Raw genomic sequence first — 24,266 nt, 5'->3', positions numbered from 1 at the left:
TGGCTTGCTTAGTCTCGCGTGCATGGATCGCCAAAAAGAATTCGTGCTTCGTACCCTGGAAGAGCGCGACATTCGGTTTGTCCGCTTGTGGTTCACCGATGTTCTCGGGTACCTCAAATCGGTGGCGATCGCCCCCGCCGAACTCGAAGGCGCCTTCGAGGAGGGAATCGGATTCGACGGTTCCGCCATCGAGGGATTCTCTCGAGTCTCCGAAGCCGACACCGTCGCTCGGCCCGACGCTTCGACATTCCAGATCCTGCCGTGGGCCCACAAGGACGGTGCGCAGCATTCCGCGCGCATGTTCTGTGACATCACGATGCCCGACGGTTCGCCGTCGTGGGCAGATCCGCGCCACGTCCTGCGTCGCCAGTTGAGCAAGGCCAGCGATTTGGGCTTCAGCTGCTACGTTCACCCGGAAATCGAGTTCTTCCTGCTGGAGAACGGTCCGATCGACGGCACTCCGCCGATCCCGGCCGACTCGGGTGGATACTTCGACCAGGCTGTGCACGATTCGGCTCCGAACTTCCGCCGCCATGCCATCGACGCACTCGAGTCGATGGGTATCTCGGTCGAGTTCAGCCACCACGAGGCCGCGCCGGGTCAGCAGGAGATCGATCTGCGCTACGCCGACGCACTCTCGATGGCCGACAACGTCATGACGTTCCGGTACGTCGTCAAGGAGGTCGCGATCGGTGAAGGCGTTCGGGCGAGCTTCATGCCCAAGCCGTTCAGCGATCAGGCCGGCTCCGCGATGCACACCCACATGAGCTTGTTCGAGGGCGATACCAACGCCTTCCACAATCCTGACGATCCGATGCAGCTCTCCGAGACCGGCAAGGCGTTCATCGCCGGCATCCTCGAGCACGCCAACGAGATCAGTGCGGTCACGAACCAGTGGGTCAACTCGTACAAGCGACTCGTTCACGGGGGAGAGGCGCCCACTGCCGCGTCGTGGGGCCCGTCCAACCGATCGGCTCTCATCCGCGTCCCGATGTACACCCCCAACAAGGCGTCGTCACGTCGCGTCGAGATCCGTAGCCCAGACTCGGCTTGCAACCCGTACCTGACTTTCGCGGTCCTGCTTGCTGCCGGTCTTCGCGGCATCGAGAAGGGCTACACCTTGCCGCCCGAGGCAGAAGACGACGTGTGGTCGTTGACCTCCGCCGAGCGTCGCGCCATGGGTTACAAGGAACTGCCGAGCAACTTGGACAGCGCTCTGCGCGAGATGGAGAAGTCGGAGCTCGTGGCCGAAGCACTCGGCGAGCACGTCTTCGATTTCTTCCTGCGCAACAAGCGTCGTGAGTGGGAGGAATACCGCAGCCACGTGACGCCGTTCGAGCTCAAGACCTACCTCGGTCTGTGACGGTGAAACCGCCCGCTGCGAGATCAGCAGTTCCAGGACCGGGTCGACTCGGGCTGGTCGAGCCCACCGCTGCCGACGAGTTGCGTCAGCTCGGTTGGGTCGACGCCGAGAGCATCGAACTCTTGTGGTCGCTTTCGCGTGCCGCGAATGCCGACCTCGCTCTGCGCACCCTTGTGCGGATCAAGGACGGGCTCGGCGACGGGTGGCGCGAACTCGATCAGGTCCTGCGCAAGGACAAGAGCCTGCGCGGCCGTTTGTTCGCACTGGTGGGTGCGTCGTCGGCCTTCGGCGACCACCTGGCCGCGGATCCGATCGGCTGGAAACTGCTCGACGGCACCGCTCTGCCGACCAAGGACGAGGCGACTGCAGCCTTGCTGGAGGTCGTGGGTGCAACTGTCGACGAGGGTGCCACCGAAGGTTCATTGACCTACCGCGCCACGGTGACCGGGCCGGAAGCTGTTGTTGCTCTGCGTAAGAGCTACAAGGACCAGTTGATGCTGCTGGCTGCGGCTGATCTTGCGGCGACCGTCGAGAACGAGCCGGTGGTGCCGTATCAGACTGTGGGGCACCAGCTTTCCGATCTGGCCGACGCCGCGCTGACCGCTGCACTTGCGGTGGCCATCGCAACGGTGTGTCCCGAGGGCAGCTGTCCGATCCGGCTCGCCGTGATCGCCATGGGCAAATGTGGTGCGCGCGAGCTGAACTACGTCTCCGACGTCGACGTGGTGTTCGTCGCCGAACCGGCCGATGCGACGGCCAGTCGCGTTGCCGGTGAGATGATGCGTATCGGTACCTCCGCATTCTTCGAGGTCGATGCTGCGCTGCGGCCCGAAGGCAAGCGCGGAGAATTGGTTCGCTCCCTCGAATCCCACATCACGTACTACAAGCGCTGGGCCAAGACCTGGGAGTTCCAGGCACTGCTCAAGGCTCGTCCGATGACCGGCGACATGGAGCTCGGTCGCCAGTACTCCGAGGCGATGAGCCCGATGGTGTGGATCGCCTCCGAGCGCGAGGACTTCGTCCCCGAAGTCCAGGCCATGCGTCGACGCGTCGAGGAAATGGTTCCCCCCGAACTGCGTGAGCGTGAACTCAAACTCGGCCGCGGAAGTTTGCGCGACGTCGAATTCGCCGTCCAACTCCTGCAATTGGTGCACGGGCGCGCCGACAGTTCGTTGCATGTCCAGAGCACCGTCGATGCACTGACTGCATTGGCGGCGGGTGGATACGTCGGCCGCGACGACGCCGCCAACCTGACTGCGTCATACGAATTCCTGCGCCTGCTCGAGCACCGTCTGCAGTTGCAGAAGCTCAAGCGCACACACACCCTGCCGCCGCCGGACGACGAGGAAGCGCTGCGTTGGCTGGCCCGCGCCGCGCACATGCGGCCAGACGGTCGTCTGGATTCCCTGGGAGTCCTGCGCGCCGAGATCAAGCGGAATTCGCATCGGATTCGCCGCCTGCACGCCAAGTTGTTCTACCGCCCGCTTCTCGAATCGGTGGCGCGGATGGACAAGGAAGCACTGGTCCTGGGACCAGAAGCCGCGGTTCGGCAGTTGGCCGCTCTGGGTTACACGGCACCCGAGCATGCTCTCGGGCATCTGACTGCACTGACGAGTGGCGCTTCACGCAAGGGGCGCATTCAAGCGCTCCTGTTGCCGACTCTGCTCGAATCACTCGCGGACACACCGGATCCCGATGCAGGTCTGCTCGCTTACCGCAGGCTCTCGGACGCGCTCGTCGACCAGACGTGGTTCCTGCGCCTGCTCCGCGACGAGGCTGCGGTGGCCGAGCGTCTGATGACCGTGCTGGGCTCGTCGGCGTACCTACCCGACCTGCTCATCAAGGCTCCCGACGTGATTCGCTTGTTCGCGGATTCGCCGAGTGGACCGCGCCTTGTCGAGCCGAAGCCCGAGGACGTCGCTCGCGGAATCCTCACCGCCTCCGGCCGACACAGTGATCCGAATCGTGCTGTTGCTGCGGCCCGCTCGTTGCGGCGACACGAACTTGCGCGAATCGCGTCGGCCGACATCCTCGGCATGCTCGATGTTCCTGCAGTCTGCAAGGCGCTGTCCTCGGTGTGGGCCGCGGTGCTCAATGCATCGCTCTCCGCGGTGATCAAGGCCAGCGTCGCCGAACTCGGGACCGAGGCGCCGGCCAGTTTCTCCGTCATCGGCATGGGTCGACTCGGCGGTGGCGAACTCGGCTATGGATCCGATGCGGACGTTCTGTTCGTGTGCGAACCCCGCGAGGGCGTCGACGAGACCGTTGCGGTCAAGTGGGCCAACAGCATTGCCGACAAGGTGCGCAAGCTTCTCGGGGCACCGAGTACAGATCCACCGCTCGAAGTCGACACCGGATTGCGTCCGGAAGGCCGTAACGGTCCGATGGTGCGCACTCTCGAGTCCTACGACGCGTACTACGCGAAGTGGGCTCAGGCGTGGGAGATTCAAGCGCTGCTTCGTGCGCACCCGGTTGCCGGTGATCCTGAATTGGGACTGCGGTTCCTGCACATGATCGACAAGACCCGCTACCCCGAGGGCGGCGTCAGTGATGCGGCGGTGCGCGAGATCCGGCGCATCAAGGCGCGAGTCGATTCCGAAAGGCTCCCGCGCGGAGCCGATCCGGCGACGCACACCAAACTGGGTCGCGGCGGCTTGGCCGACATCGAGTGGACTGTGCAATTGCTGCAGCTGCGCCACGCCGACAAGATCGAGTCGCTGCACAACACGTCGACCCTCGAGACTCTCGACGCCATCGGCGCCGCGGAACTGCTCAGCGAAGGTGACGTCGAACTGCTGCGTGACGCCTGGATCACCGCGACGAAGGCACGCAACTGCCTCGTTCTGGTGCGAGGCAAGCCGACCGATCAGCTTCCCGGCCCGGGCCGTGTTCTCGCGGCGGTGGCGCAGGTCGCTGGATACGGCGACGACGCAGGGGAGTTCCTCGACAACTACCTGCGCATCACGCGTCGGGCAAAAGCTGTGGTGGAGAGGGTCTTCGGCGGCGAGTAGCGCTCTCGGTCAGTCCTGCCGAATCGCCGCGTTCGCGGCAAACCTGCGGACTTCGGCGTTCTGCCACACGTGGGCGGGAACTCCGCCGCCGAGTAGCTCGCGCGCGAGCGCGGGTTGCCCGCCGATCGGTACGTCGCTGCCCGCGATGATCATGTTGCCGTAGCGGCGGCCCTTGAGCATCGCGGGATCGGCGATGATCGCCATGTGTTCGAACTGTGCGCCGATGGTTGCGGCCTCGCTGCGCGCGCCCTGGAGATCCGGGGTGTCGCCGCAGTTGACGATGTAGATGCCGCCCGGTGCGAGCACGCGTCGTACGTGGGTGGTGAATTGCGCCGTCGTCAGTGGTGTCGGAGTTGTGCTGCCGGCGAAGACATCTCGAATCACGATGTCCCGGGTGGACTCGGTGAGAGTTTCGGTGACGGCGCGGGCTTCTCCGACGCGGATGCGCAGAAGAGGCGCGCGCGGGAGGTCGAACCAATCGCGTACGAGTTCCGCCAGAGCACCGTCGATTTCGACCACCACTTGACGCGCGTCAGGGTAGGTGGCGGCGAAGTATCTGGCCATGGAGCAGGCGCCACCGCCGAGATGAAGCACCCGCAGGCGCTCGGCCTTGTCACGTTCGGAATCGACCAGATGCGCGATCCACCGCATGTACTCGAAATCGAGCACCGTGGGATCCGCGACGTTCACGTGGGAACTGGGCACTCCGTTGATCTGGATGATCCAACTGTCATCGGAGTACTGATCGCGGACTAGTTCGCACGTCCCGGTATCGATCGGAAAAGTGCCGGCGACGGGACCGGACTCGCCTCGCTCGGGAGTACTGCTGCGAGTTCTGGTCTTGCGAGTTCCCTTGGCCACTGTGTCCATGTTAGCCGTGCGCCTTTCTGGTAGAGGCGGCTACCAAAAAGGCACACGGACCGACGGTATTCTCGGGCTACTTCAGGCACACTCGTACATGGAGTGTGATCGGCGACACAAATGCCGGCGCGTTCTTTCGTCGTCCGTGCATCACGAAGAATTTCGAGGAGTGCAGGTGAAGGTCAAGGCAGCGGTAGTCAAGGCGCCAGGTCAGGCGTGGGAGATCGAAGAGGTCGAGCTGGGGGACCCGGTCTCGGGTGAGGTGCAGGTCCGACTCGCCGCATCGGGGCTGTGCCATTCGGACGAACATTTGCGTACGGGCGCCAGCCCGCTGCCCTTCTACCCGGCCCTGGGCGGGCACGAAGGAGCCGGAGTGGTGACGAAGGTCGGACCGGGTGTCGCGAGCGTCGAAGAAGGCGACCACGTGGTTCTCGCCTTCATCCCGGCGTGCGGACGTTGTCCGTCCTGTGCGAAGGGTCTGCAGAACATCTGCGACGAAGGAGCCGGCCTGTTGACCGGGCAGGCGATCTCCGACAAGACGTACCGCGTCACCCTCGACGACGAGCCGGTCATCCAGATGTGCCTGCTCGGAACATTTTCGCCGTACGTGACCGTCAACGAGGCGTCGGTGATCAAGATCGAGAAGGACATCCCGCTCGACAAGGCGGCCTTGCTCGGCTGCGGTGTTGCCACCGGTTGGGGATCGGCCACCGCGATCGGTGGAGCCAAGGTCGGCGACACGGTGGTGGTCGTCGGCGTCGGCGGCGTCGGAATCAACTCGGTGCAGGGTGCGGCGTCCGCCGGAGCACGATTTGTGATCGCGATCGATCCCGTCGAGTTCAAGCGCGACAAGGCAAAGGAATTCGGCGCCACACACACTTTTGCCTCCCTCGAGGAAGCGCTACCGGTGATCGGCGAGATCACCTGGGGCAAGATGGCCGACGTCACCGTGATCACCGTGGGCGAGATTCACGGCGACATCATTCAGCCCGCGCTCAGCGCGACGGGCAAGGGTGGACAGGTCGTGGTCGTCGGAATGGGGCATTACGCGGATTCGCAGGTGACGCTCAGCCTCTTCGAGCTGACCCTTCTGCAGAAGCGTTTGCAGGGAGCCATCTTCGGCGGGGTAGGGCCACGGTCCCAGATTCCCAAGTTGCTCGATCACTACCGAAGCGGCGCACTCAAACTCGACGAGTTGGTGACCAAGACTTACAAGCTCGAGGAGATCAACGAGGGGTACGCCGACATGCTCGAAGGAAAGAATCTGCGCGGGATGATCGTCTACACGGAGGACGATTACTGATCGTTTCCCTTTGACTGAAGGCTCCGGCCCGGCACCACGCTTCGTGGTGTCGGGCCGGAGTCTTCTGCCCCCACGCACATTTCTGTCGATCGATGAGTCGACTGCCCCCGTAGTGGGCACTCGCAGAGTGAGGAAACCGGGCACCGTGTCCGGATCTCAGTCCACGACTCGACAGAGAAGAGCAGAGCATGCCCTACATCACCACCTCCGACGGAACCGAGATCTACTACACCGAGCACGGCGTCGGCCGGCCGATCGTCCTCAGCCACGGGTGGCCGCTGAGTTCTGACGCGTGGCAGGTCGAGATGAAGTTGTTCGCCGACGCCGGATACCGGACCATCGCGCACGATCGTCGAGGACACGGTCGCTCGTCGAAGACGTACACCGGCAACGACATGGATACATATGCCAAGGACCTGGCTGAGCTGATCGACACACTCGACCTGAAAGACCTGGTCCTGGTTGGCCATTCGACCGGCGGCGGGGAAGTGGTCCGGTACGCGGCGCAGCACGGCAAAGGGCGCGTGGCGAAGGTGATCACCGCCGGCGCCGTACCGCCGATCATGGTCAAGTCGGACGGCAACCCCGAAGGCACACCGATCGAGGTCTTCGACGGCATCCGTGAGGGAGTTCTGCGAGACCGATCGCAGTTCTACAAGGATCTCAGCGAGAGCTTTTACGGCGCGAACCGCGAAGGTGCCGACGTCTCGCAAGGGGCGAAGGACGACTTCTGGCGGCAAGGTATGTTGGTCAACCTCGCCGCGGCCTACGACTGCGTCAAGGCATTCTCGGAGACGGACCAGACCTCCGATCTCGAAGCCATCGACGTTCCGTTCCTCATCGCTCAGGGCGACGACGATCAGATCGTGCCGATCGGCGCAGCGGCCGAGAAGGCGATCAAGCTGGTGAAGAAGGGCACGCTGAAGGTGTATCCGGGCGCACCTCACGGCATCTACGGCTCATATCAGAAGACACTGGACCAGGACATTCTCGCGTTCATCGAGGACTGACGTCAGCGAGGCGGAAGGGAGCGGAGTCGAAAGGACCAGAGTGGGAAGGATAAAATTGCCATGTCTACACACGTTGCCTCACTACGCAATGGCCCCAGTGTCTTCGAGAACGAACTCGGGTCGATCTCGCAGCTCGACACGAGTTCGTTGCCGATCCTGTCCGGTCTGTCGATCAAACGAATTGTTCTCGGTCCCGGCGCGATCCGTGAACCACAATGGAACGTCAACGCGAACCAGATCGCCTACGTCACCAGCGGAACCGTGCTCGTCTCGATGTTGGGCAATGCTGACGAGTTCGCCAGTTTCGTGGTGCGAGCGGGGCAGATGTATCACGTCGAATCCGGCGCGATTTATCACATCGAGAATGTCGGAGAGGAGGAGGCGGAGATCATCGCCGCCCTGCGTACTTCTCTGCCGCAGCACTTTTCGTTGCAGAGTAGCGTCAGCGCAATGTCGAACGCGGTGCTCGGCAATACGTACGATCTCGCCGCATCGGCCTTCGACGTCTTCGGTAGAGCCGATGCGTCCCAGATAGTTCGGCGGGACGGCGCCGCCGTCGTTCCCGATACCGCCGGCCTTCCCAACGCGCATCTCTTCGATCTCGAAGGCCAGATCGCGCCTCTCGCATATCCGTACGGACAGGCGAAAGTGGCGCGCAAGCAGTATTGGGCGGCGCTGGAGGATCTTTCGATGTACTCGTTGACTATTCGCGAGAGTGGGATGCGTGAGCCACACTGGCATCCCGTCACTGCCGAAATGGGATACGTGCATCGTGGTCACGGGCGGATGACGGTCCTCGATCCGGACGGTTCGCTCGACACCTACCTACTGGAGCCTGGTCAGGTGTATTTCGTTCCGCGTGCCTATCCCCATCACATCGAGGTTCTAGGTGACGAGGACATCAACTTCCTCATCTTCTTCGACCAGCCGACGCCGGGCGACATAGGCTACCGTGCAACGGCTTCCGCGTTCTCACGCGGCGTTCTCTCGGCCTCGTTCGGTGTTCCGGAACGGGATCTGCCGCACTTTCCTTTCACCCCGATCGATCCGCTCATCGTCTCGCGGATCAATCCGATCGACCGCCAGCACTGATCGGCAAGGACGCCCATCATGACCACCACGCTCACCGTGACCGATCACGGGACGACGCTCGACTTCACGTACGAGGACGCCCTCCGCTATCACGGTCCGCAGGCCCCGGGCGGCGTGGCGCATGCCTACAAGGTTCTCGAGCGCGCTCTCGGTGTGCTCGGCGGGGAAGGCTCCGTCGAGCGTCGCGAGCTGGTCGTCACCACCGCACACGGCGGACCAGGAGTGCGCGATTCGTTCGAGTTGGTCACGCGCGCGGTGACCGAAGGGCGGTACACCGTTGACAGTTCCTTGGCCAGGCGTGAACGTGGAAACACGCTCGCGCTGTACGTATTTCGGATCACCTATCGCGGCGCGAGCGTCACGCTGACTGTTCGGGAGGGGTTCGTCGTCGACGAGTTCATCACTCTGTCCCGTAAGTCCGACCGGACGGCCGAAGACGAGTCACGGCTGACAGAGCTCAAGCAGGAGATGGCGGATCGAGTGATGTCGAGCCCGGCCGAGAGCGTGTACGACCTCGAGACCGGCACGCTCCCCGTCTGAGCGACGGCGGCGCAGGCGTCGGCGTGCAGAAATCTGGGCTGTCTGAAGTCAGCGGCTGGCGAACATCCTTATTCGTTGGTCGCGGCTGCGCTCGAGATGGTTGCGCATGTGACCACGTGCGGACGATTCGTCCCGGGCGCGGATGGCGTTCAGGATCTCTTGATGCTCCGAATTGAGCAGGTCAGGTTCGCCGTAGTTCGACGGCGGGCCGCTGTCGTAGATTCGCAGTTGGGTGGTGAGGCGGATCAGCAATGAGGTGATCGTGGAATTGTGGGCGGCCTGCCAGAGGGCCTCGTGAAACTTGAAGTTTCCGGCACGAACCTCGGTGCCTTCTGTTGCAGTGCAGCAGAACTCGTGCAATCCGTCCAGGCGGGCAAGGTCGAGATCGCTGTGGCGGAGTGCGGCGGCGCCGGCGGCTTCCGATTCGAGGGCAACCCGCGCTGCGTAGATTTCGATGACGTCTTCGGGAGTGCCGGAGCGGACACGAAAACCGCGGGCGGCTCGTTCGAGTAGACCGTCGTGCGCGAGCCAGTTGAGTGCCTCGCGGATCGGGGTACGCGATGCGCCGTACGATTCGCACAATTGAGTCTCGTGCAGCGGAGCGCCCTGGGGGAACTTGCCGGCCAGGATGTCGGCTCGCAGGCGCAGGTACTGCCGCGAGGTCTGATCGGACCGGCCGAGCGCAGCCTCCGGCACCAGCAGATCGGTGGTGCTCGTATCGGCGTCGAGATCCATGTGTCCTCATTCCTGTGCATGCAAGTAGAGCGCGTTCGATTATGCCATCGGCGACGAGTGAGTACTTGCGTATACGCTAGTACTCATTTAGGTTCGTGCTTGTTCGTTTCCGAGGGAGAGGGTCTGAAGTGGCTGGAGAGACCGCGTCGCCGCTGGTGAGTGCTGCTGAACTCGACGCGATGCTGCGCGAGGGAGGCGTCGCTGTGCTCGACGCGACGGTTCATTTTCCTCCCGCGCGATTCGACGGCGACTATCGCCCGGAGTCCGGGTACGACGGCTGGGTTTCCTCGCACATCCCGGGTTCCCGACACGTCGACCTCATGGACGTCTTTTCCGAAAGGGAAGCGGCGCTGCATTTCACACGCCCGTCAACGGAGCAGTTGATGTCCGATCTCCAATCCAGTGGTATCGAACCGGGTGCGACAATCGTGATCTACGACCAGGGTTCGACCACCTGGGCATCACGGCTCTGGTGGGTGTTTCGCAACGCCGGCATCGAAGCAAGGGTCCTCGACGGTGGCCTCGCCGAATGGACTCGATGCGGCTTCGCCCTCGCGAGCGGCGACGACGTCACCCACACGTCGGCGTCGAAGCGTTGGAGTGTGACGGACCTTGGCCTGTGGGTCGATCTACCTCGCGTTGCCTCACTGTCCTCAGGAGAAGAAGCCGGAACGCTGGTGTGCGCTCTCGCGCCTGAGCAGTACGAGGGAACGGAGAAGACGAGATACTCGCGACGCGGACACATTCCGTCAAGCGTGAATCTGTCCGCGAAGAGTCTCCTCGACACCGACTCCAGGATGCTTCCAGTCGAGGAAGTGTTGTCGAAATCTGCTGACGTTCTACCAACCGCCGCCGACCCTGTCGTGATCTATTGCGGCGGTGGAGTTTCGGCGTGCCTGACAGCACTTGCGCTGATCCGCGGCGGTTATGAGGACGTCAAGGTCTACGACGGCTCGTTGGAGGAATGGACTGCAGATCCGGTTTTGCCGATGGTTGTCGGCGGTGAGCCCGGCGGCGCGCTTGCGGATGTTCGATGTCCGCGGTCCTGAATCGCCGCAGTCCTCAATTACCTCCCGTCCTGAAGGAATTCTCATGTCTGACACTGTCTCTGTCGAAACCGTCGCGTCGGCGATCGACGCACTCCGCGATCAGGTACCGCTCGTCCAGTCGCTGACCAACATCGTTTCTGCGAACTTCTTGACCAATGTTCTGCTCGCTGCCGGCGCAAGCAACGCTCACATCGACAACGTTCACGAAGCCGGTGGGTTCGCTGCCGTCGCCGGGGGAGTGCTCGTCAACCTCGGGACGCCGGACGACGGGACTGCCGAAGCCTTCCTGATAGCAGCAGAAGCGGCGCGAACTGCGGGTACGCCATGGGTTTTGGATCCCGTCGGTGTCGGTGGACTGCCCTGGCGGAGCGGTATCGCTGTGGACTTGTTGCGCTTTCACCCCAACGCCATCCGAGGGAACGCGTCGGAGATCATCGCGCTTGCGGGACTCGGCGGTGACACCCGCGGCGTCGACAGTGCCTCCGCGTCCGCCGACGCAGTGCCCGCCGCTCTGTCACTCTTGAAGCATGCCGATGCCGTGTCGGCATCCGGACCGGTCGACTACATCGTCGGCCGCGATGCGGGCGGTGACACCCGGGGCGTCCGAGTCTCCGGCGGCAGCGCTCAGTTGCCGCGCGTGACCAGTACCGGTTGCTCTCTGGGAGGCCTGGTCGCTGCCTACCTCGCCGTGACGCCGACCGCGCTGGACGGATTGGTTGCCGCGCATACGCATGTTGCCGTGGCATCGGAGATCGCCGAGGAAAATGCCTCAGGTCCTGGTTCTTTCGCGGTCGCGTACCTCGACGCGCTCTACAACGTGAATGCGGACACCATCCGCTCACGTGCCCGAATCGAATCGTTCGACCTGCCGGCTGGAGTGCAGAACTGATGGGCATCAAGACATTCTGGTATCTCACCCAGGCCGACGGGGACTACCCGTGGAGCCCCGGTGGGCTGTTCCCCGTGGACGGGGCCAGGCAGATCGAGCTCGCGAAGACCATCGACGACGGCGGATTCGAAGGTGCGCTTGTTGCCACCTGGCCGAACGATCCGTTCATCTCGGCGACGTGGGCGGCAGCGCACACCACGCGCATGAAGTTCCTCGTCGCTGTCTACGCGAACATGACGCCGGCGCGACTGCTGGCGGAGAAGGCATTGACTTTCGACGCCTTCAGCGGCGGCCGACTGTTGATCAACTCGGTCAACGGACGCGAGAACATCCTGACCAAGTACGACATGAACGTGCCCCACGACGAGCGTTACGAGTTGGGGGAGCAGTACTGGGCGAACTTCCGCCGCATCTACGCCGAAGGCACGGAGTCGAACTTTCCCAACACACCACTGCGTATCGATGCGCCCGCTGGGCATCAGGTTCAGCTGTGGGGTACCGGTGATTCGCCTGCAGGCCTGGCGAATTCAGGCAAGGTGCTCGACACCTACTTGGCGATGCTGCGCGAGACTTCGTTCATCGAAGACAAATTCTCTGCCGCACGGGCGGCGGCGGAGGCAGCCGGGCGCGAGTTCACCGACTTCGGTGCGCTCACCGGTGTGATCGTTCGCCCCACCAAGGCGCAGGCGCACGACCGGTTCCGTTCGTTGTTCGAGAAGACGGGCGTCGAGCAGATCGCTCATGTCTTGGACAACGCAGTGCGTCGTCGTACTCAGGGGAAGCAAGACCTCAAGACCTTCACCGCCCGCGACGCTCAGCGACAGGGTTGGGCGGACAAGATTGCCTCCGGCCGACTTCCGGAACCGGAGGAGTTGTACGTCGGTGACGGGCTGTACGCGGGTATCACGGCGTGGTCACCCCTCGACATCTTCGGCACCGGGTCATCGGCCGTGTACTACGTCGGCGATCCGGATTCGATCACGGACTCGGTACGCACGCTTCGCAGCCGAACCGGTTTGACTGCACTGATCCTGGCAGGTTGGCCTCTGATCGAGGAAGCGAAGTGGGTTGCGGAGCATCTTGTTCCGCGATTCGACGAACTCAGCTGACGGCGCGCCGCAAGACAGTGGCACCGAGACCTAGAACGTCGCGGAGAAATGCTGTGGCAGTGTCGATTTCAGACGCAGTACATTCGAGAAGGATCTTGACTTCCACGTCCTTCTTGACGATGTCGGCAACAACGGCCACGGCGACAACACCGTTGCCGACGGCCGAGCCTCGGAACAGATCGATCCCGTCGCCGTCCGCGCTGACCGTGCCGTCGAGATAGCCGTAGTCGAGCGGATAGATCGCATCGGGGTACCGCGGGTGTGCCGACCCTCGGGGGCGATCGATCACGACAGCTGACGTGGCAGCCAGGTGATCGAGGGCGGCGAACAGTTCTTCACTCATCGTTACCGGTGCTCGCGCAGTAGCTGAGTCGGTGTCAGGCCTGCCAGTGCACGCGTATCGCGTGCGAGGTGGGCTTGGTCGGCGTAGCCGGCGCGACCGGCCAGCGACGACAGCGTGAGATTTGCGCCGCGGCTGAGAGTCAACACGTCCTGCATTCGTTGCACCTTCTGAATCAGTTTGGGGGACAGCCCGACCGCCGATGTGATCGATCGTCTGAAATGACGTTCGGAAACACCGAGGTCTGCAGCAATCTCTCGTATCGGCGTGGAAGGGGAGGAGATGAGCGCGGAGTAACCACGCTCGATTCCGTGGTCGGGTTCCAGTCCGCGCCACAACTGGCCCAGTAGGTGAGCGTCGACTGCCTCGTGGCTCAGGGCGTCGGCAAGTACCCGCGCTTGTCTGGAAGTGAGGATGTCGTCGAAGGCGATCTTCGAATCCTGCACCGCGTCGGCAGCTGTGCCGAGCAGGCTCCGCAGAGCCGGTGGATTGATCCGGATGCCCCACATGGTTGTACCGGCGGCGACCGAAACCAGATCGGCACCGGTGGCAGGTCCGACGAGCCACGACTTTCCGGTGCTGTCGACGATGAAGTCGGCGCAGAGATCGGGAAGAATCCGCTTTGCTTCCGTGGGCGTATGGGCTTCGCTGGTGCTTTTCCACGTGCAACTGAAGAGGCCGGCAGAACCGGTGATCCGAGTCTCGACATAGGTGTGGCCGTTTTGTTCAAGACTCGACGCTACCGTCCGACTACCGTCGAGAGCGAGGGTGTCAGTGCCGGTCATCAGATCATCGTCACACACTCGCCGATCACTTCTCGACCCGAAACAGGAGAAATACCGTGTCCGTCTCTCCGAGACTCGATCTCGTCGGAATCGTCACCAACGATCTCGCGCGTTCCCTCGCGTTCTACCGAACCCTCGGGCTCGACATTCCGGAAACACCCGCTGACGCTCCGCATGTGGAGTTCACTTTCGACGGTGGGCTTCGGCTGGCCTGGGACGCGCTGTCCACCATCGCGAGCTTCGATCCGGACTTCGCTGTCGGGGAAGGTCGACACCCCGTCGCTTTGGCCTTCGATTTCGGGACTCCCGCCGCAGTAGACGAGGCGTATCAGCGCATGACAGCCGACTTCCCCGGGCACAAGGCGCCCTTCGCCGCCGTATGGGGGCAGCGTTACGCCGTTCTTCTCGATCCCGACGGCAATACCGTGGATCTCTTTGCCGCGCTCTGAATTCGAACGACGCAGGCCCCGAACGAATATCGGTCGGGGCCTGCGGTTGTCGGTGATCGAGTCGTTGTCAGTTCACCAAGCGTTCAGGGTGTCGAGGATCTGGCCTCGGGCCTTCCACAGTTCTGCACCCCAGTACGGCCACGAATGAGTGCCGTTGGCCGGGAAGCTGTACGTTGCCGGAATTCCCAGGGAGTTCATGCGCAGTTGGAATGCCCGTGAGTTCATCAAGGCAAGGGCCTCGAGCCCGATGGCACTACCGGTATTCACGAAGTCGACGGGCCGACGCGGTTGATCGAACTGCCCGGGCAGGCCGCTCGCAGCGGATATGTACAGCGAGAGCCCAGCCAGTTCGGGTGCAAACACGAAGGGATCGTTGCGGAGCCAAGCGGGGTTCCACGGCGGTCCCCACATTGCATCGACATTGAAGGACCCGGCGCTGACCATGGCCACCCGGATCGCCTCACGCATGCCTGGAGCTGAGATGTTGAGGTATCCCGAGAGCGAACCGGCGAACTTGAACTGATCGCGGTGGTAGGCGGCTAGCGTCAGTGCCGCGCTGCCACCCATGGACAGTCCGAGCACGCCGTTGTTGGTTCGGGAGACGCCGCGCGATTCCAGATAGGCGGGAAGTTCCTGGGTGAGGAAGGTTTCCCATTTGTACGTGACCGGCTGGCGATTCAAATTGCTGTTCGCATACCAGTCGGAGTAAAAGCTGGACTGCCCGCCGACCGGCATGACCAGGGTGACGTTGTCGCCGCGATACTGCTCGAGAGCGTTGGTCTCGAAACTCCATGCGTTTCGGTCGTCGCGTGCTCGTAGGCCATCGAGAAGATAGAGCGCCGCGTTGCCGCCGCGCGAAGCCCACTGGATCTGAACCTTGATCGGTCCCATCGACGAGTCGACGAACACTTCCTCGTAGCCACCGGCCGGGGCGGTACGCGCGGGCGCTGCGGTCGCTACCGATCCGCTGATCAGGCCTGCGGTCAGGGGGAGTGCGAGTGCTGTCGCTGCGAGGCCCAGGATCCGACGCTTGATTCGTTTCGAAATACGGTTTCTCGAAAGATCCGGGTTCGAAATATCTGGGTTCTTCGCCAAATCTGTGTGAGCCTCGTGCATGTATCACTCCCGCCCCAAAGGTGCTTGCACACCGAAATCCGACCGAGCCCCCCGAGGCGCGGAATTCCTTATGACACTAAGTGGTCTGTATTGACCTCGACGGCACCGTTACCGGTTCGTTATCAAACTGGTCCGATTTACCGTAATGCCGTCAGGCGTCGTCGACCGGAGGTTGTGCCACGATTTGCCAACCTCCACGAATCAGGTGTTCACGTACCCGAGCGACGTCCGATTCGTGCGGAATATCGTCGGTGACCTTGGTGATGAGGACGCCGATGTCGATCGGATCGACCGAACCGGGAAAGTCGATCGGATCGACCGGAAGCGGAAAGCCGGCGACGAGATCGTCAGCAAGAACGGCGATCTCGTCGTCGGACAGTTGTCGCCGGAGCAGGGCCATCAAAGGGACGTAGTCCTGCTCCGGCACACCGTTCGGATACCCGGCACGCAGCCAGCCGAGTATCGAAGCCAGAAGTGGTGGAAGACTCAACGAATCGAGCTTCAGTGGTTGTCGAGATCGGCGAGGGGCCACCCGGCGGCAGCAAGGACGGAGGCAACGCGCGCGATGTCCTCGTCCGAGGGAGTCTGGCTCGTCAGATCGGCGATCTGAGCGCTGATCTCGTCGCTCGAGATCACCTGGTCGCTGTTGACGTCGCTCAGTTCTGCGAGTGCAGCGCCGATGGCAATGTCTCGAATTTGCGCGTCCGAGAGTTTGCGTCGTAGCAATGCGACCAGCGGAATGCGGTCCTTGGGCGGTATGCCTTCGGGGTAGCCGGCGCGAAGCCAGTCAAGAATGGATTGAGGAAGGGATGGAGTCGGTGCAGTCACGGTGATGTCTTTCCGCTCGTGAGGGCGCACGGGATCAGAAGATCTCGATGCCGAATGTGTGGCTGAGGAAGCCCTGCATGATGAAGAGGATTCCGGTGACGATCGCGATGAGCACGACCGCGAAGCACACCACTGCGCCTGCCACGGCCAACGGACTGCGAGCCGCGACGGCAGTGCTCCCGCCGCCACTGCCACGTTGTCCGGCGTCGAGCGACTTCAGGCCGATTGCGAAGATCGCCGGTAGTCCGGCGCCCAGCAGGAGGCCGACCAGTACGACCTGCCAGAGCGAGTCGACGGTGTTTTTCAAGATATCCATGTCGATTCCCTCTTTCAGGCTTTGACGTCGGTGGTGACGCGGGCGTCCGGACCGGGGACCTCTGCAGGCACCAGGCCGCCGTCCCACTCGGCGTTGACGTTGCTCGGATCGATGGGCTCCTTGCGGGAGCGCAGGTACATCCAGCCGGCCAACGCGATGAGCACGGCGAAGACGACCAGGACACCGGGCAGGCCGCCGACGATGTTGGCCAGTCCCCAGCACAGAGCGCCGACGATTGCAGCGGACGGAAGAGTGATCAACCAGGCGACCGCCATACGTCCGGCTACGCCCCAACGAACTTCGGCGCCCTTGCGTCCCAGACCGGTTCCCATGATGGAACCCGTCGCCACATGGGTGGTGGAGAGCGGAAGGCCGAGGTGGCTGGAGGTGAGAATGATTGCAGCAGAGGATGCTTCGGCTGCCATGCCTTGTGGTGCGGCAATCTCGACAAGTCCCTTGCCGAGAGTGCGGATGACTCGCCAACCGCCGAGGTAGGTTCCGGCAGCGATCGCGAGCGCACAGGTGAGCTTGACCCAGAACGGCATGTCCGCGTCGGCGGAAATGGTTCCGTGGGCGACCAGGGCGAGGAAGATGACGCCCATGGTCTTCTGAGCGTCGTTGGTGCCGTGTGCGAGGGAAACGAGCGAAGCCGAACCGATCTGGCCGAGTCGGAAACCTTTGTCCTTGGTTTCTTCTCCGACGTTGGAGGTGATGCGGTAGATGAGCCAGGTGCCGGCCGCGGCAACCAAGCCGGCCACGACGGGAGCGAGAACTGCGGGGATGACAACCTTGCTGAGGACGCCGCTCCAGGCGACACCGCTCATGCCGAGGGACGCGATGGCGGCGCCGATCAGGCCGCCGAACAGTGCGTGTGAGGAACTCGAGGGGATGCCGAGCAACCACGTTGCCAGGTTCCAGATGATGCCGCCGACAAGGCCGGCGAAGACGATGGTGAGCAGCGCTTGGCCACCCACATTTCCGAGGTTCACCACGCCCTTGGCCACGGTGGCAGCAACCTCTACCGAGAGGAAAGCTCCGACCAGGTTCAAGGAAGCAGACAGAGCGACTGCCACCTTGGGCTTGAGGGCGCCGGTTGCAATCGACGTGGCCATAGCGTTGCCAGTGTCATGAAAACCGTTGGTGAAGTCGAACCCCAGAGCGGTTACGACGACGACGAGGAGAACGATGAGTTCCGCATTCACGAGAAGTCATGTTCCAACACCTCCGGGCCTCAAATCGACCTCAGACGTGGTCGTTCCGCGACATTTCCACCACTCGGCACCTGTTGTTCACCTTCGTCCGGATAATTGTCCGTTTTGAAACTCCTGGGGTAGAGAAAATTCATTCGCGTGCATGGTCGTGGAGGTTGTGGAGGCATACGCTCGTTTCATGTCCCTGGGCGAAGAGAAGACGATCTCGGTCACCACATTCCGTAAGAGCGGTGACGGCGTAGCCACGCCGACGTGGGTCGTGCCTCTGCCTGACGGACGTATCGGCTTCTGGACTTCCTCGAAATCGGGTAAGGCCAAGCGGCTGCGAAACAACCCACGCGTCACCGTAGTGCCGTGCAACAACCGCGGAAAGGTTGCCGACGGTGCGTCGCCGGTCACCGGGACCGCTCAGTTGGTGAGCGGTGGAGCTGAATTCGACGAGATCCGCAGCAAAGTCAAAGCGAAATACGGTGTGATGGTGCCTATTTCGAAATTCTTCAACACCCTTGGTCACATCGGTAATGGTCCGTTCCCGTACGGCGACACCGGCGTGATCATTTCCGTCGATGCGTAGTCGGGATTGCGTAGCGGAGTAGTCTGAAGGTATGGAACCCACGACCGGGCACCTCTGCCTGACGGTTCCACGAATCCTCCGTCAAGGAGCCTCGTCATGGCGCACATCAGCACTCTCGACTATGCAATGGAAGCGCCGCAGCGCCATGTCGGGCAACCTTTCCCGTCGCCGACGCGGACTCCGCGATTCCTGCTTCGTGGGCAAGGTGCCGTCAAGGCATCGGTTGACGGCGCGTGGTTCCCGTGGACCACGAACGTCACGGCGGAGCTTCACGATCTGATATCCGCACTTTCGCTGAGGTTGGGGCCGATCGCGCGGGTTGCGTTCGACTGGAACACGATCAGCAGCGCGCAGCGTCGTATCGACGAGGTCGACGGACTGGAAGTGCGGGGTCCGTACCCTGGCCAGCCCCACGATTTGATGTATCTCGACGACATCTATGGTCGTCAACTCGTTTTGATGATGATTCCGCCGTACACGGATCCGGACCGCGCGTACGAGGTCATGCGGCGGTTGGTGGATCCTGTCCGCAGTGAAACCTATCGGGTGCAGTGAGATCTTTCTGACGTGCGGGGGTCGAATCTCTCGATTCCTGAACATGCGTCCAGTTTGTCTGGTTTGATGGTTCTCGTAACCACGATCTCAGGCGCATTCCTTCAGGTCAGCGCTTGGGCGCGGCAGCTTGACTCCCTGCCGTGTCGTCGGTCCGGCATGTCCACCACCCTCCCACTGTGCGTGAGCGCCGGACCAGAGGAAGCCCCGCCCTCCCCACGGGGGTGGGGCTTCTACTTTGTTCGGGCTGAGCGGCGTTCGCATCGCCGAATCCGCCCGCTTGTTCGGCAGTTCGGGACGCCCTGGCCCGTAGCATCGCCACCGTGAACATTTCCCTACTCGGTGCGGCTGGGCTTCAGGACTGCGCCGACAGTGGAATGGACTGCATGGACGGATTCGAAGCATTCTTTCTTCTGTACGGCGGCGGATTCATTCTCGCCTTGATTTGGCTTTCCCTGTGTCTTGTCGGAACGGCCGATGTGGTTTCTGTGTCCGGGCGAGTCGGTGTGTGGCGCGCTGTCGCCTTCTCTGTCGGGATTTGGCTTGTGCCCATCGTCGGGTTGAGTGCATGGTTTGTTTACCGCCGCTCTCGCCAAATCTCGAAGACGGTCGGTCCGGATCAAGCCCCCTACTGGACTTGAATGAGACTGACATTTTCACTGAGACCGCACCTAGCCTTGAAACTATGTGGCATCCTGCCGTTCCAGCCAGTTCAAGATCGCTTGGTTGGTCTCTTCGGGTCTTTCTTGTTGGATCCAGTGACCGCAATCGAGATTGACTACTTCCACATTGGGCACGAACTCTGTCAGGTTCTCAGCTCTCGCGATCGCGTCACGGTCGCCGTAGATCATGAGTGTGGGCTGTTGGATGATCGGGTCCACCTCCGCCAGCAGATGCCAGTTGCGGTCAAGGTTCCTGTACCAGTTCACACTGCCCGTGAATCCTGTCGATTCGAAGGCGGAGACGAAAACGGCCAATTCTCTATCGCTCATCAGGGGCTCACCGAGTGGTGTCTCTGCTTTGGCGAGATCGATCAGCGCCATACCCGGCTGAGGTTCCCTGAGGGGTTCGTTCTTCCGGTACAGGTTGCGGAGGAACCGGAAGGTGTTGTCTTCGAACACCGCGTCCGCGACGCCCGGCTGTCGATTGAAATGGACGAAGTAGAAATCACCGCCAAGCACGGCTTCCATGAACTCAATCCACGGCTGCTCTCCGCGATCCTGGTAGGGCAGGCTCAGGTTGATCACTTTGTTTACCCGGTCCGGGTGCAACAGGGTAAGGCCCCACACGACAAAGGCACCCCAATCGTGACCGACAAAGGTGGCATCGTCGTAGCCGTAGTGATCGAGAAGTGCGATGAGATCACCCGCCAAATGTTCGATGTCATAGTCCGTCACTTCGGTCGGACGTGACGAATTGCCGTAGCCGCGTTGGTTCGGGACGATGACGTGGTAGCCCGCCTCGACAAGGGCGGGCACCTGGTATCGCCAGGAATAGGCGTGCTCTGGCCATCCGTGACACAACACGATGGGTTTCCCGGCATTGTGTCGCCCTGCTTCGAAGACTTCGAGTTCCACGCCGTTCACTGGGATGTGGACGGGCCTGGGGAAGTCGGATGGATTCACGGATGCTCCTTTGAGTCGAGTACCGATCTCGTGTCTGGATCGACCGGTTGCTCCGACGATAGGGAGCATCGTGGACACATAAAGTCCTAGATCGCTGGCAATCTGAAGAAATGCGGAACGATCCCACAGGCCGAGCACTGCAACTGCTCTCGCTCCTTCAGACTCATCGCTTCTGGCACTGTGCCGAACTTGCCGCACGACTCGATGTCACGCAGCGGACGGTGCGCCGCGACATCGATCGCCTACGCGACCTCGGCTATCCGGTCGATTCCACGTCCGGAAAATACGGGGGCTACCGACTTGCAACGGGGGCGCACGTGCCGCCCCTGATCCTCGACGATGACGAGTCCGTGGCGGTAGCCGTCGGACTGCGCTACGCCGCCGAGGCCGCCATCGGAGGCATCGAAGAAACGGCGCTGCGCGCGCTGACGAAGATCGAAACACTCCTGCCCCATCGACTTCGCCGACGTGTGTCGGCACTGCATTCGAGCGTCAGTTCCATGCGGCGGGCAAATGACGACATCGTCGATCCCGAAGCACTCAGTGTGCTCGCTGCGGCATGTCGTGACCACGAGCACGTTCGTTTCGACTATCGGCGAGGTGATGGCGAGAGCAGCAGACGACTCGTCGAGTCGCACCGCCTTGTCACGGCGGGGCGTCGTTGGTATCTCGTAGCATGGGACCACCATCGTTCGGATTGGCGAACATTTCGACTGGACCGGCTCTCGGAGCCCTGGCTGGCAGGCAGTCATTTCACGCCACGCGAGATCCCGGGCGGTGACGCGGCAGGCTTCGTCGCGAGATCAGTGGGCTCGCCACCCCGTCATCACGATGCAAAACTCGCCATCGAAGCTACGTTCGCCGACCTCGCGGGCGTACTCAGATGGATTGACCACACACCGATCGAGGTGGCAGCGGACCGCTGCCTTGTCGAGATCCGCAGCGAAGATCTCGGCAGGCTCGCCATGACGGTTGCGCGCATTGCGCTCACCGCCCCAGTGGTCGTCATCGAACCAACCGAGCTTGCCGACACCGTCAGTCGGCTCGCCCTTCACCTCAGGGTCTCGCCACCATGACAGTCAGAAGAGGATTGCGCGACAAGACCATTCACGTCCAAGTTGCCGCGGGGACGTGTTCCCTGCGCAGGCCCCCGTCTATCGAGACACGTATCCGATTCCCTCTAGGCTTGGAGAGTAAGTGACCGATTCGAAATCATCGCCGCCGGCTTCCGTCCACCCCCCGACGTGGAAGTTCGACTACCCGATCATCCACGCCGAGACTCGCGAACAGTGGCGAACTTGGTTGACGGACAATCACACGTCAGGCCGTGGAGTGTGGTTGTGCTCCTGGCGCACCACCACCAGCCGACCACGCTGCCCCTACCCTCAGGCCGTTGAGGAAGCGATCTGCTTTGGGTGGATCGATTCCACTAACACCATCTTCGACGAAGAGCGCAATTTGCAACTGTTCACACCGCGGAGACGCAAGAGTTCCTGGACCCGACTCAACCGCGAACGCGCAGCTGATATGGAGGCGCGTGGCCTCATGACCGCTGCTGGTCGTGGTGCCATTGCTGCCGCGAAATCCACTGGTTGGTGGACGATTCTCGACCAAGTCGAAGACCTCGAGGAACCATCTGACTTGCAGGCGGCGCTGGACCTGGACACGCAAGCGCGAAGCAACTGGGACAGTTTTCCGCCCAGCGCCCGCAAACAGATGCTGTGGTGGATCGTCAGTGCCGATCGAGACGCAACACGGGCAGGTCGAATCGCCCATATCGTCCACAATGCGGCCATCGGTCAACGTGCCCGCGGCTGATCCGCGATTCGACCGCGTCCGGTATGAAGGCCGGTCATCATCTGTCCGAGGGATTTCCCTCGGACGAAACAAGTCCACCCGCCCCGCAGAAGCGGGACGGGTGGACTCGGTACTCGCAGGTCTGACTTACGTCAGGATGCGGATCACACGTCGTAGTAGAGCTCGAACTGCGTTCTCAGCGTTTGCTGTTGTTGGCATCTGTCGAAGAAATGAATCTACCTGCGGATATGCCGTTGGAACCGTTGGCATGAACTGAACAATTTCGGATCTACTGCGTACTCTCTGCGTACCGAATGCGTCATTTCTGGCTGCTATCAACTCACGATGACCAGAGCGCGTTGCTTGGCCTTAATCAAGAGAATGAAGTTCGCGGCTCAGTCGGTCAGCATCGGTGTCGTACCCGTAGTTCCCCAGCAGTTTGATCGCTGATTCAGCCGCATCCCACGCGTGTTTCACCTGCTCGCGTAGCACGATCAGCTCATCGCGCCGCTCAACTGCTTCAGTTCCGCACCATTGCCTCAAGATACTCCGCGCCTGCACCTGATTTTCTTCAAACCCCGACCACCATGGATCATCGCTGCCATGCTCGCGGATCCTCGCAGCGGCCTCCCGCTCATTCGACTCCACCCGCTTCAAAATCTTCTCGGAGTTCAGTTTGCATAGCCTGGACAGGACAAGGCTTGTCGTCGCCCACGGCGCCACCAAATCATCACCGTCACGGAACGCCAATGAGTCAGATTCCAGATGAGTAGGGTCAATCTCGAGAATTCGAGCCAACGCATCAACATCAGAAATCGTGATGACACCTGCCTCTCTGCTGTGCCCTGCAGAAGCAATAGTTCGATCAATCAGTTCGTCGAATACAATATGGCACGCGTCTTCCCGCGGATCGTTGTAACCGAGCGAAGCCTTACGGACTGCGGCTTGCCGGCTCTCCTTCTCCATGAGTGCATCGCGGCGGTCCCACTCGACGTGCAACCTGGCAGGGGTTACGCGATCCTTGACTCCGTCAGCCTCAAAACGGACAACCACGCGAGGCGGGGAACTTCTCTTTTGAATCTCAACACATTTCACACGGGTGAATGCGCCTCGACCGCCGACACGGTAGGCGTAGTCGTGGCCAATTTCGATTTCGTCAATCTTCAATATCGCAGTCCTTCGTGTTCGGATTTCCCTCGCTCTGCGAAAGTTGCCGAATCATCACGGGCTTTACGCACGCAGAGAGAGTGGATACGGTTTAGCAAGTGCCACATACGATATCGCACGATTATCAGTCGACGTGAGGTGTTCCCGTTGCCATAAGTCTGAGCATCGCGGATTTAGACCCGTAGGACGTAGATACGTTCGATGCCATTCGAGACCTGGAAACCCGTACAGGTTGCGATCACGTGAGCGAGTCGGGGGGGCGTGATCGATGCCGGGGGGAGGTACTCCCCCCAGGGGAGTCACCACTGAGGGCACGATCAAAGCTCCCCTGTATGGCAGGCTTCACTGCGATAATCGAAGCCATGCGGAATGACAGTGAACACGAGCAGTCGGTAGGCGAGACGACTACGACGAGTTCGGAACTGAGTGACCGCATCGAGTAGGTCAACTCCGATCAGGTGCCTGCCTTGATCGAGGTCGACCGGCATCGCGCTTGGATTGTTCCTGATCGCCTCTGGAACTCGATTCCATCGATTGCATTCCG

26 protein-coding genes are annotated in these 24,266 nt (G+C 61.9%); 15 read left to right on the top strand and 11 right to left on the bottom strand.

From position 1 onward, the window contains the following. Positions 1-22: 22 nt before the first annotated feature. Positions 23-1,363 (top strand): glutamine synthetase family protein, encoded by a 1,341-nt coding sequence (locus ACBG85_RS17160; RefSeq protein WP_003941637.1) that lies wholly within the window; start codon positions 23-25, stop codon positions 1,361-1,363. Next, complete coding sequence (locus ACBG85_RS17155) at positions 1,360-4,374, top strand: bifunctional [glutamine synthetase] adenylyltransferase/[glutamine synthetase]-adenylyl-L-tyrosine phosphorylase (protein ID WP_372024120.1); 3,015 nt, start codon at positions 1,360-1,362, stop codon at positions 4,372-4,374. The genes ACBG85_RS17160 and ACBG85_RS17155 overlap by 4 nt, the downstream gene beginning before the upstream one ends. Before the next feature lie 9 nt (positions 4,375-4,383). Here the strand turns inward: ACBG85_RS17155 and ACBG85_RS17150 are convergent, their stop codons facing one another. After that, positions 4,384-5,244 (bottom strand): spermidine synthase, encoded by an 861-nt coding sequence (locus tag ACBG85_RS17150; protein WP_083059123.1) that lies wholly within the window; start codon positions 5,242-5,244, stop codon positions 4,384-4,386. A 166-nt stretch (positions 5,245-5,410) separates the two neighbouring features. Here ACBG85_RS17150 and ACBG85_RS17145 point away from each other — a divergent pair, with 166 nt between their 5' ends. From ACBG85_RS17145 to ACBG85_RS17130, 4 genes are all read left to right on the top strand, one after another. Then, the gene (locus ACBG85_RS17145) at positions 5,411-6,538 is read left to right on the top strand and encodes an NDMA-dependent alcohol dehydrogenase (protein ID WP_003941634.1); all 1,128 of its coding nucleotides are present in this window, start codon (positions 5,411-5,413) and stop codon (positions 6,536-6,538) included. A gap of 188 nt (positions 6,539-6,726) precedes the next feature. Beyond that, a complete protein-coding gene (locus ACBG85_RS17140) occupies positions 6,727-7,548 on the top strand; it encodes an alpha/beta fold hydrolase (RefSeq protein ID WP_003941629.1) in 822 nt (273 codons plus the stop codon). A gap of 60 nt (positions 7,549-7,608) precedes the next feature. Next, positions 7,609-8,640 carry a cupin domain-containing protein gene (locus ACBG85_RS17135; RefSeq protein WP_075833459.1) on the top strand — a complete coding sequence of 344 codons (1,032 nt, stop codon included), beginning with the start codon at positions 7,609-7,611 and terminating at the stop codon, positions 8,638-8,640. 18 nt (positions 8,641-8,658) lie between these two features. Beyond that, a complete protein-coding gene (locus ACBG85_RS17130; protein WP_165638822.1) occupies positions 8,659-9,180 on the top strand; it encodes a hypothetical protein in 522 nt (173 codons plus the stop codon). Between the two features lie 48 nt (positions 9,181-9,228). Here the strand turns inward: ACBG85_RS17130 and ACBG85_RS17125 are convergent, their stop codons facing one another. Further along, complete coding sequence (locus ACBG85_RS17125; protein WP_058039441.1) at positions 9,229-9,915, bottom strand: GntR family transcriptional regulator; 687 nt, start codon at positions 9,913-9,915, stop codon at positions 9,229-9,231. A gap of 128 nt (positions 9,916-10,043) precedes the next feature. Between ACBG85_RS17125 and ACBG85_RS17120 the strand changes: the two genes are divergently transcribed. From ACBG85_RS17120 to ACBG85_RS17110, 3 genes are read left to right on the top strand one after another with little or no spacing between them, the layout of a single operon-like run. Continuing rightward, positions 10,044-10,964, top strand: a complete 921-nt coding sequence (locus ACBG85_RS17120; RefSeq protein WP_082661509.1) for a sulfurtransferase — start codon at positions 10,044-10,046, stop codon at positions 10,962-10,964. A 43-nt stretch (positions 10,965-11,007) separates the two neighbouring features. Beyond that, positions 11,008-11,853, top strand: coding sequence for a hydroxyethylthiazole kinase (thiM, locus tag ACBG85_RS17115; protein WP_058039442.1), 846 nt, complete (start codon positions 11,008-11,010; stop codon positions 11,851-11,853). Then, the gene (locus tag ACBG85_RS17110) at positions 11,853-12,962 is read left to right on the top strand and encodes an LLM class flavin-dependent oxidoreductase (protein ID WP_058039443.1); all 1,110 of its coding nucleotides are present in this window, start codon (positions 11,853-11,855) and stop codon (positions 12,960-12,962) included. The genes thiM and ACBG85_RS17110 overlap by 1 nt, the downstream gene beginning before the upstream one ends. Here ACBG85_RS17110 and ACBG85_RS17105 read toward each other — a convergent pair. Both ACBG85_RS17105 and ACBG85_RS17100 read right to left on the bottom strand, forming a co-directional pair. Further along, positions 12,955-13,305: an inorganic pyrophosphatase gene (locus ACBG85_RS17105; protein ID WP_047270827.1), complete on the bottom strand. Its 351-nt coding sequence runs from the start codon at positions 13,303-13,305 to the stop codon at positions 12,955-12,957. The genes ACBG85_RS17110 and ACBG85_RS17105 overlap by 8 nt on opposite strands. 2 nt (positions 13,306-13,307) lie before the next feature. Next, positions 13,308-14,087, bottom strand: coding sequence for an AraC family transcriptional regulator (locus tag ACBG85_RS17100; RefSeq protein WP_207624275.1), 780 nt, complete (start codon positions 14,085-14,087; stop codon positions 13,308-13,310). Between the two features lie 56 nt (positions 14,088-14,143). On the opposite strand from ACBG85_RS17100, the gene ACBG85_RS17095 reads away from it, so the two are divergent. Beyond that, complete coding sequence (locus ACBG85_RS17095) at positions 14,144-14,536, top strand: VOC family protein (protein ID WP_058039444.1); 393 nt, start codon at positions 14,144-14,146, stop codon at positions 14,534-14,536. A 72-nt stretch (positions 14,537-14,608) separates the two neighbouring features. Here the strand turns inward: ACBG85_RS17095 and ACBG85_RS17090 are convergent, their stop codons facing one another. The 5 genes from ACBG85_RS17090 to ACBG85_RS17070 form a co-directional block, all read right to left on the bottom strand. Continuing rightward, on the bottom strand, positions 14,609-15,652 hold the full coding sequence (locus tag ACBG85_RS17090; protein ID WP_172827113.1) for an alpha/beta hydrolase family protein: 1,044 nt from the start codon (positions 15,650-15,652) through the stop codon (positions 14,609-14,611). Between the two features lie 151 nt (positions 15,653-15,803). Further along, positions 15,804-16,142, bottom strand: a complete 339-nt coding sequence (locus tag ACBG85_RS17085; RefSeq protein WP_007735437.1) for a DUF3349 domain-containing protein — start codon at positions 16,140-16,142, stop codon at positions 15,804-15,806. Between the two features lie 11 nt (positions 16,143-16,153). After that, the gene (locus tag ACBG85_RS17080) at positions 16,154-16,480 is read right to left on the bottom strand and encodes a DUF3349 domain-containing protein (RefSeq protein ID WP_003941653.1); all 327 of its coding nucleotides are present in this window, start codon (positions 16,478-16,480) and stop codon (positions 16,154-16,156) included. 34 nt (positions 16,481-16,514) lie between these two features. Then, positions 16,515-16,796 (bottom strand): hypothetical protein, encoded by a 282-nt coding sequence (locus tag ACBG85_RS17075; protein WP_003941641.1) that lies wholly within the window; start codon positions 16,794-16,796, stop codon positions 16,515-16,517. 14 nt (positions 16,797-16,810) lie between these two features. Next, complete coding sequence (locus tag ACBG85_RS17070) at positions 16,811-17,998, bottom strand: inorganic phosphate transporter (protein WP_003941590.1); 1,188 nt, start codon at positions 17,996-17,998, stop codon at positions 16,811-16,813. 187 nt (positions 17,999-18,185) lie between these two features. Between ACBG85_RS17070 and ACBG85_RS17065 the strand changes: the two genes are divergently transcribed. The 3 genes from ACBG85_RS17065 (at position 18,186) to ACBG85_RS17055 (ending at position 19,774) form a co-directional block, all read left to right on the top strand. After that, on the top strand, positions 18,186-18,581 hold the full coding sequence (locus ACBG85_RS17065; protein WP_042445944.1) for a PPOX class F420-dependent oxidoreductase: 396 nt from the start codon (positions 18,186-18,188) through the stop codon (positions 18,579-18,581). Between the two features lie 96 nt (positions 18,582-18,677). After that, on the top strand, positions 18,678-19,136 hold the full coding sequence (locus tag ACBG85_RS17060) for a DUF5994 family protein (protein WP_042921868.1): 459 nt from the start codon (positions 18,678-18,680) through the stop codon (positions 19,134-19,136). A gap of 320 nt (positions 19,137-19,456) precedes the next feature. Beyond that, positions 19,457-19,774, top strand: coding sequence for a hypothetical protein (locus ACBG85_RS17055; protein ID WP_228232664.1), 318 nt, complete (start codon positions 19,457-19,459; stop codon positions 19,772-19,774). Positions 19,775-19,816: 42 nt separating this feature from the next. On the opposite strand, the gene ACBG85_RS17050 is transcribed toward ACBG85_RS17055, so the two are convergent. After that, positions 19,817-20,758, bottom strand: a complete 942-nt coding sequence (locus tag ACBG85_RS17050; RefSeq protein WP_372024114.1) for an alpha/beta fold hydrolase — start codon at positions 20,756-20,758, stop codon at positions 19,817-19,819. A gap of 110 nt (positions 20,759-20,868) precedes the next feature. Between ACBG85_RS17050 and ACBG85_RS17045 the strand changes: the two genes are divergently transcribed. Both ACBG85_RS17045 and ACBG85_RS17040 read left to right on the top strand, forming a co-directional pair. Then, positions 20,869-21,834, top strand: coding sequence for a YafY family protein (locus tag ACBG85_RS17045; RefSeq protein ID WP_064444137.1), 966 nt, complete (start codon positions 20,869-20,871; stop codon positions 21,832-21,834). Positions 21,835-22,303: 469 nt separating this feature from the next. Then, a complete protein-coding gene (locus ACBG85_RS17040) occupies positions 22,304-22,576 on the top strand; it encodes a YdeI/OmpD-associated family protein (protein WP_372024113.1) in 273 nt (90 codons plus the stop codon). 348 nt (positions 22,577-22,924) lie between these two features. On the opposite strand, the gene ACBG85_RS17035 is transcribed toward ACBG85_RS17040, so the two are convergent. Next, positions 22,925-23,722 carry a hypothetical protein gene (locus tag ACBG85_RS17035; RefSeq protein WP_372024111.1) on the bottom strand — a complete coding sequence of 266 codons (798 nt, stop codon included), beginning with the start codon at positions 23,720-23,722 and terminating at the stop codon, positions 22,925-22,927. Positions 23,723-24,266: the final 544 nt, after the last annotated feature.

The organism is Rhodococcus sp. NyZ502 (genome assembly GCF_041464245.1).
GTDB lineage: Bacteria > Actinomycetota > Actinomycetes > Mycobacteriales > Mycobacteriaceae > Rhodococcus_F > Rhodococcus_F qingshengii.
Note: the sequence above shows the minus strand (reverse complement) of the source record. Positions and strands in the feature narration are given on the sequence as shown.

Coding starts and splice junctions, on each gene's coding strand:
- ACBG85_RS17160 (WP_003941637.1), top strand. CDS start 23: ATGGATCGCCAAAAAGAATTCGTGCTTCGTACCCTGGAAGAGCGCGAC.
- ACBG85_RS17150 (WP_083059123.1), bottom strand. CDS start 5,244: ATGGACACAGTGGCCAAGGGAACTCGCAAGACCAGAACTCGCAGCAGT.
- ACBG85_RS17140 (WP_003941629.1), top strand. CDS start 6,727: ATGCCCTACATCACCACCTCCGACGGAACCGAGATCTACTACACCGAG.
- ACBG85_RS17135 (WP_075833459.1), top strand. CDS start 7,609: ATGTCTACACACGTTGCCTCACTACGCAATGGCCCCAGTGTCTTCGAG.
- ACBG85_RS17130 (WP_165638822.1), top strand. CDS start 8,659: ATGACCACCACGCTCACCGTGACCGATCACGGGACGACGCTCGACTTC.
- ACBG85_RS17125 (WP_058039441.1), bottom strand. CDS start 9,915: ATGGATCTCGACGCCGATACGAGCACCACCGATCTGCTGGTGCCGGAG.
- thiM (WP_058039442.1), top strand. CDS start 11,008: ATGTCTGACACTGTCTCTGTCGAAACCGTCGCGTCGGCGATCGACGCA.
- ACBG85_RS17110 (WP_058039443.1), top strand. CDS start 11,853: ATGGGCATCAAGACATTCTGGTATCTCACCCAGGCCGACGGGGACTAC.
- ACBG85_RS17105 (WP_047270827.1), bottom strand. CDS start 13,305: ATGAGTGAAGAACTGTTCGCCGCCCTCGATCACCTGGCTGCCACGTCA.
- ACBG85_RS17100 (WP_207624275.1), bottom strand. CDS start 14,087: ATGACCGGCACTGACACCCTCGCTCTCGACGGTAGTCGGACGGTAGCG.
- ACBG85_RS17090 (WP_172827113.1), bottom strand. CDS start 15,652: ATGCACGAGGCTCACACAGATTTGGCGAAGAACCCAGATATTTCGAAC.
- ACBG85_RS17075 (WP_003941641.1), bottom strand. CDS start 16,796: ATGGATATCTTGAAAAACACCGTCGACTCGCTCTGGCAGGTCGTACTG.
- ACBG85_RS17065 (WP_042445944.1), top strand. CDS start 18,186: ATGTCCCTGGGCGAAGAGAAGACGATCTCGGTCACCACATTCCGTAAG.
- ACBG85_RS17060 (WP_042921868.1), top strand. CDS start 18,678: ATGGCGCACATCAGCACTCTCGACTATGCAATGGAAGCGCCGCAGCGC.
- ACBG85_RS17045 (WP_064444137.1), top strand. CDS start 20,869: ATGCGGAACGATCCCACAGGCCGAGCACTGCAACTGCTCTCGCTCCTT.
- ACBG85_RS17040 (WP_372024113.1), top strand. CDS start 22,304: ATGACCGCTGCTGGTCGTGGTGCCATTGCTGCCGCGAAATCCACTGGT.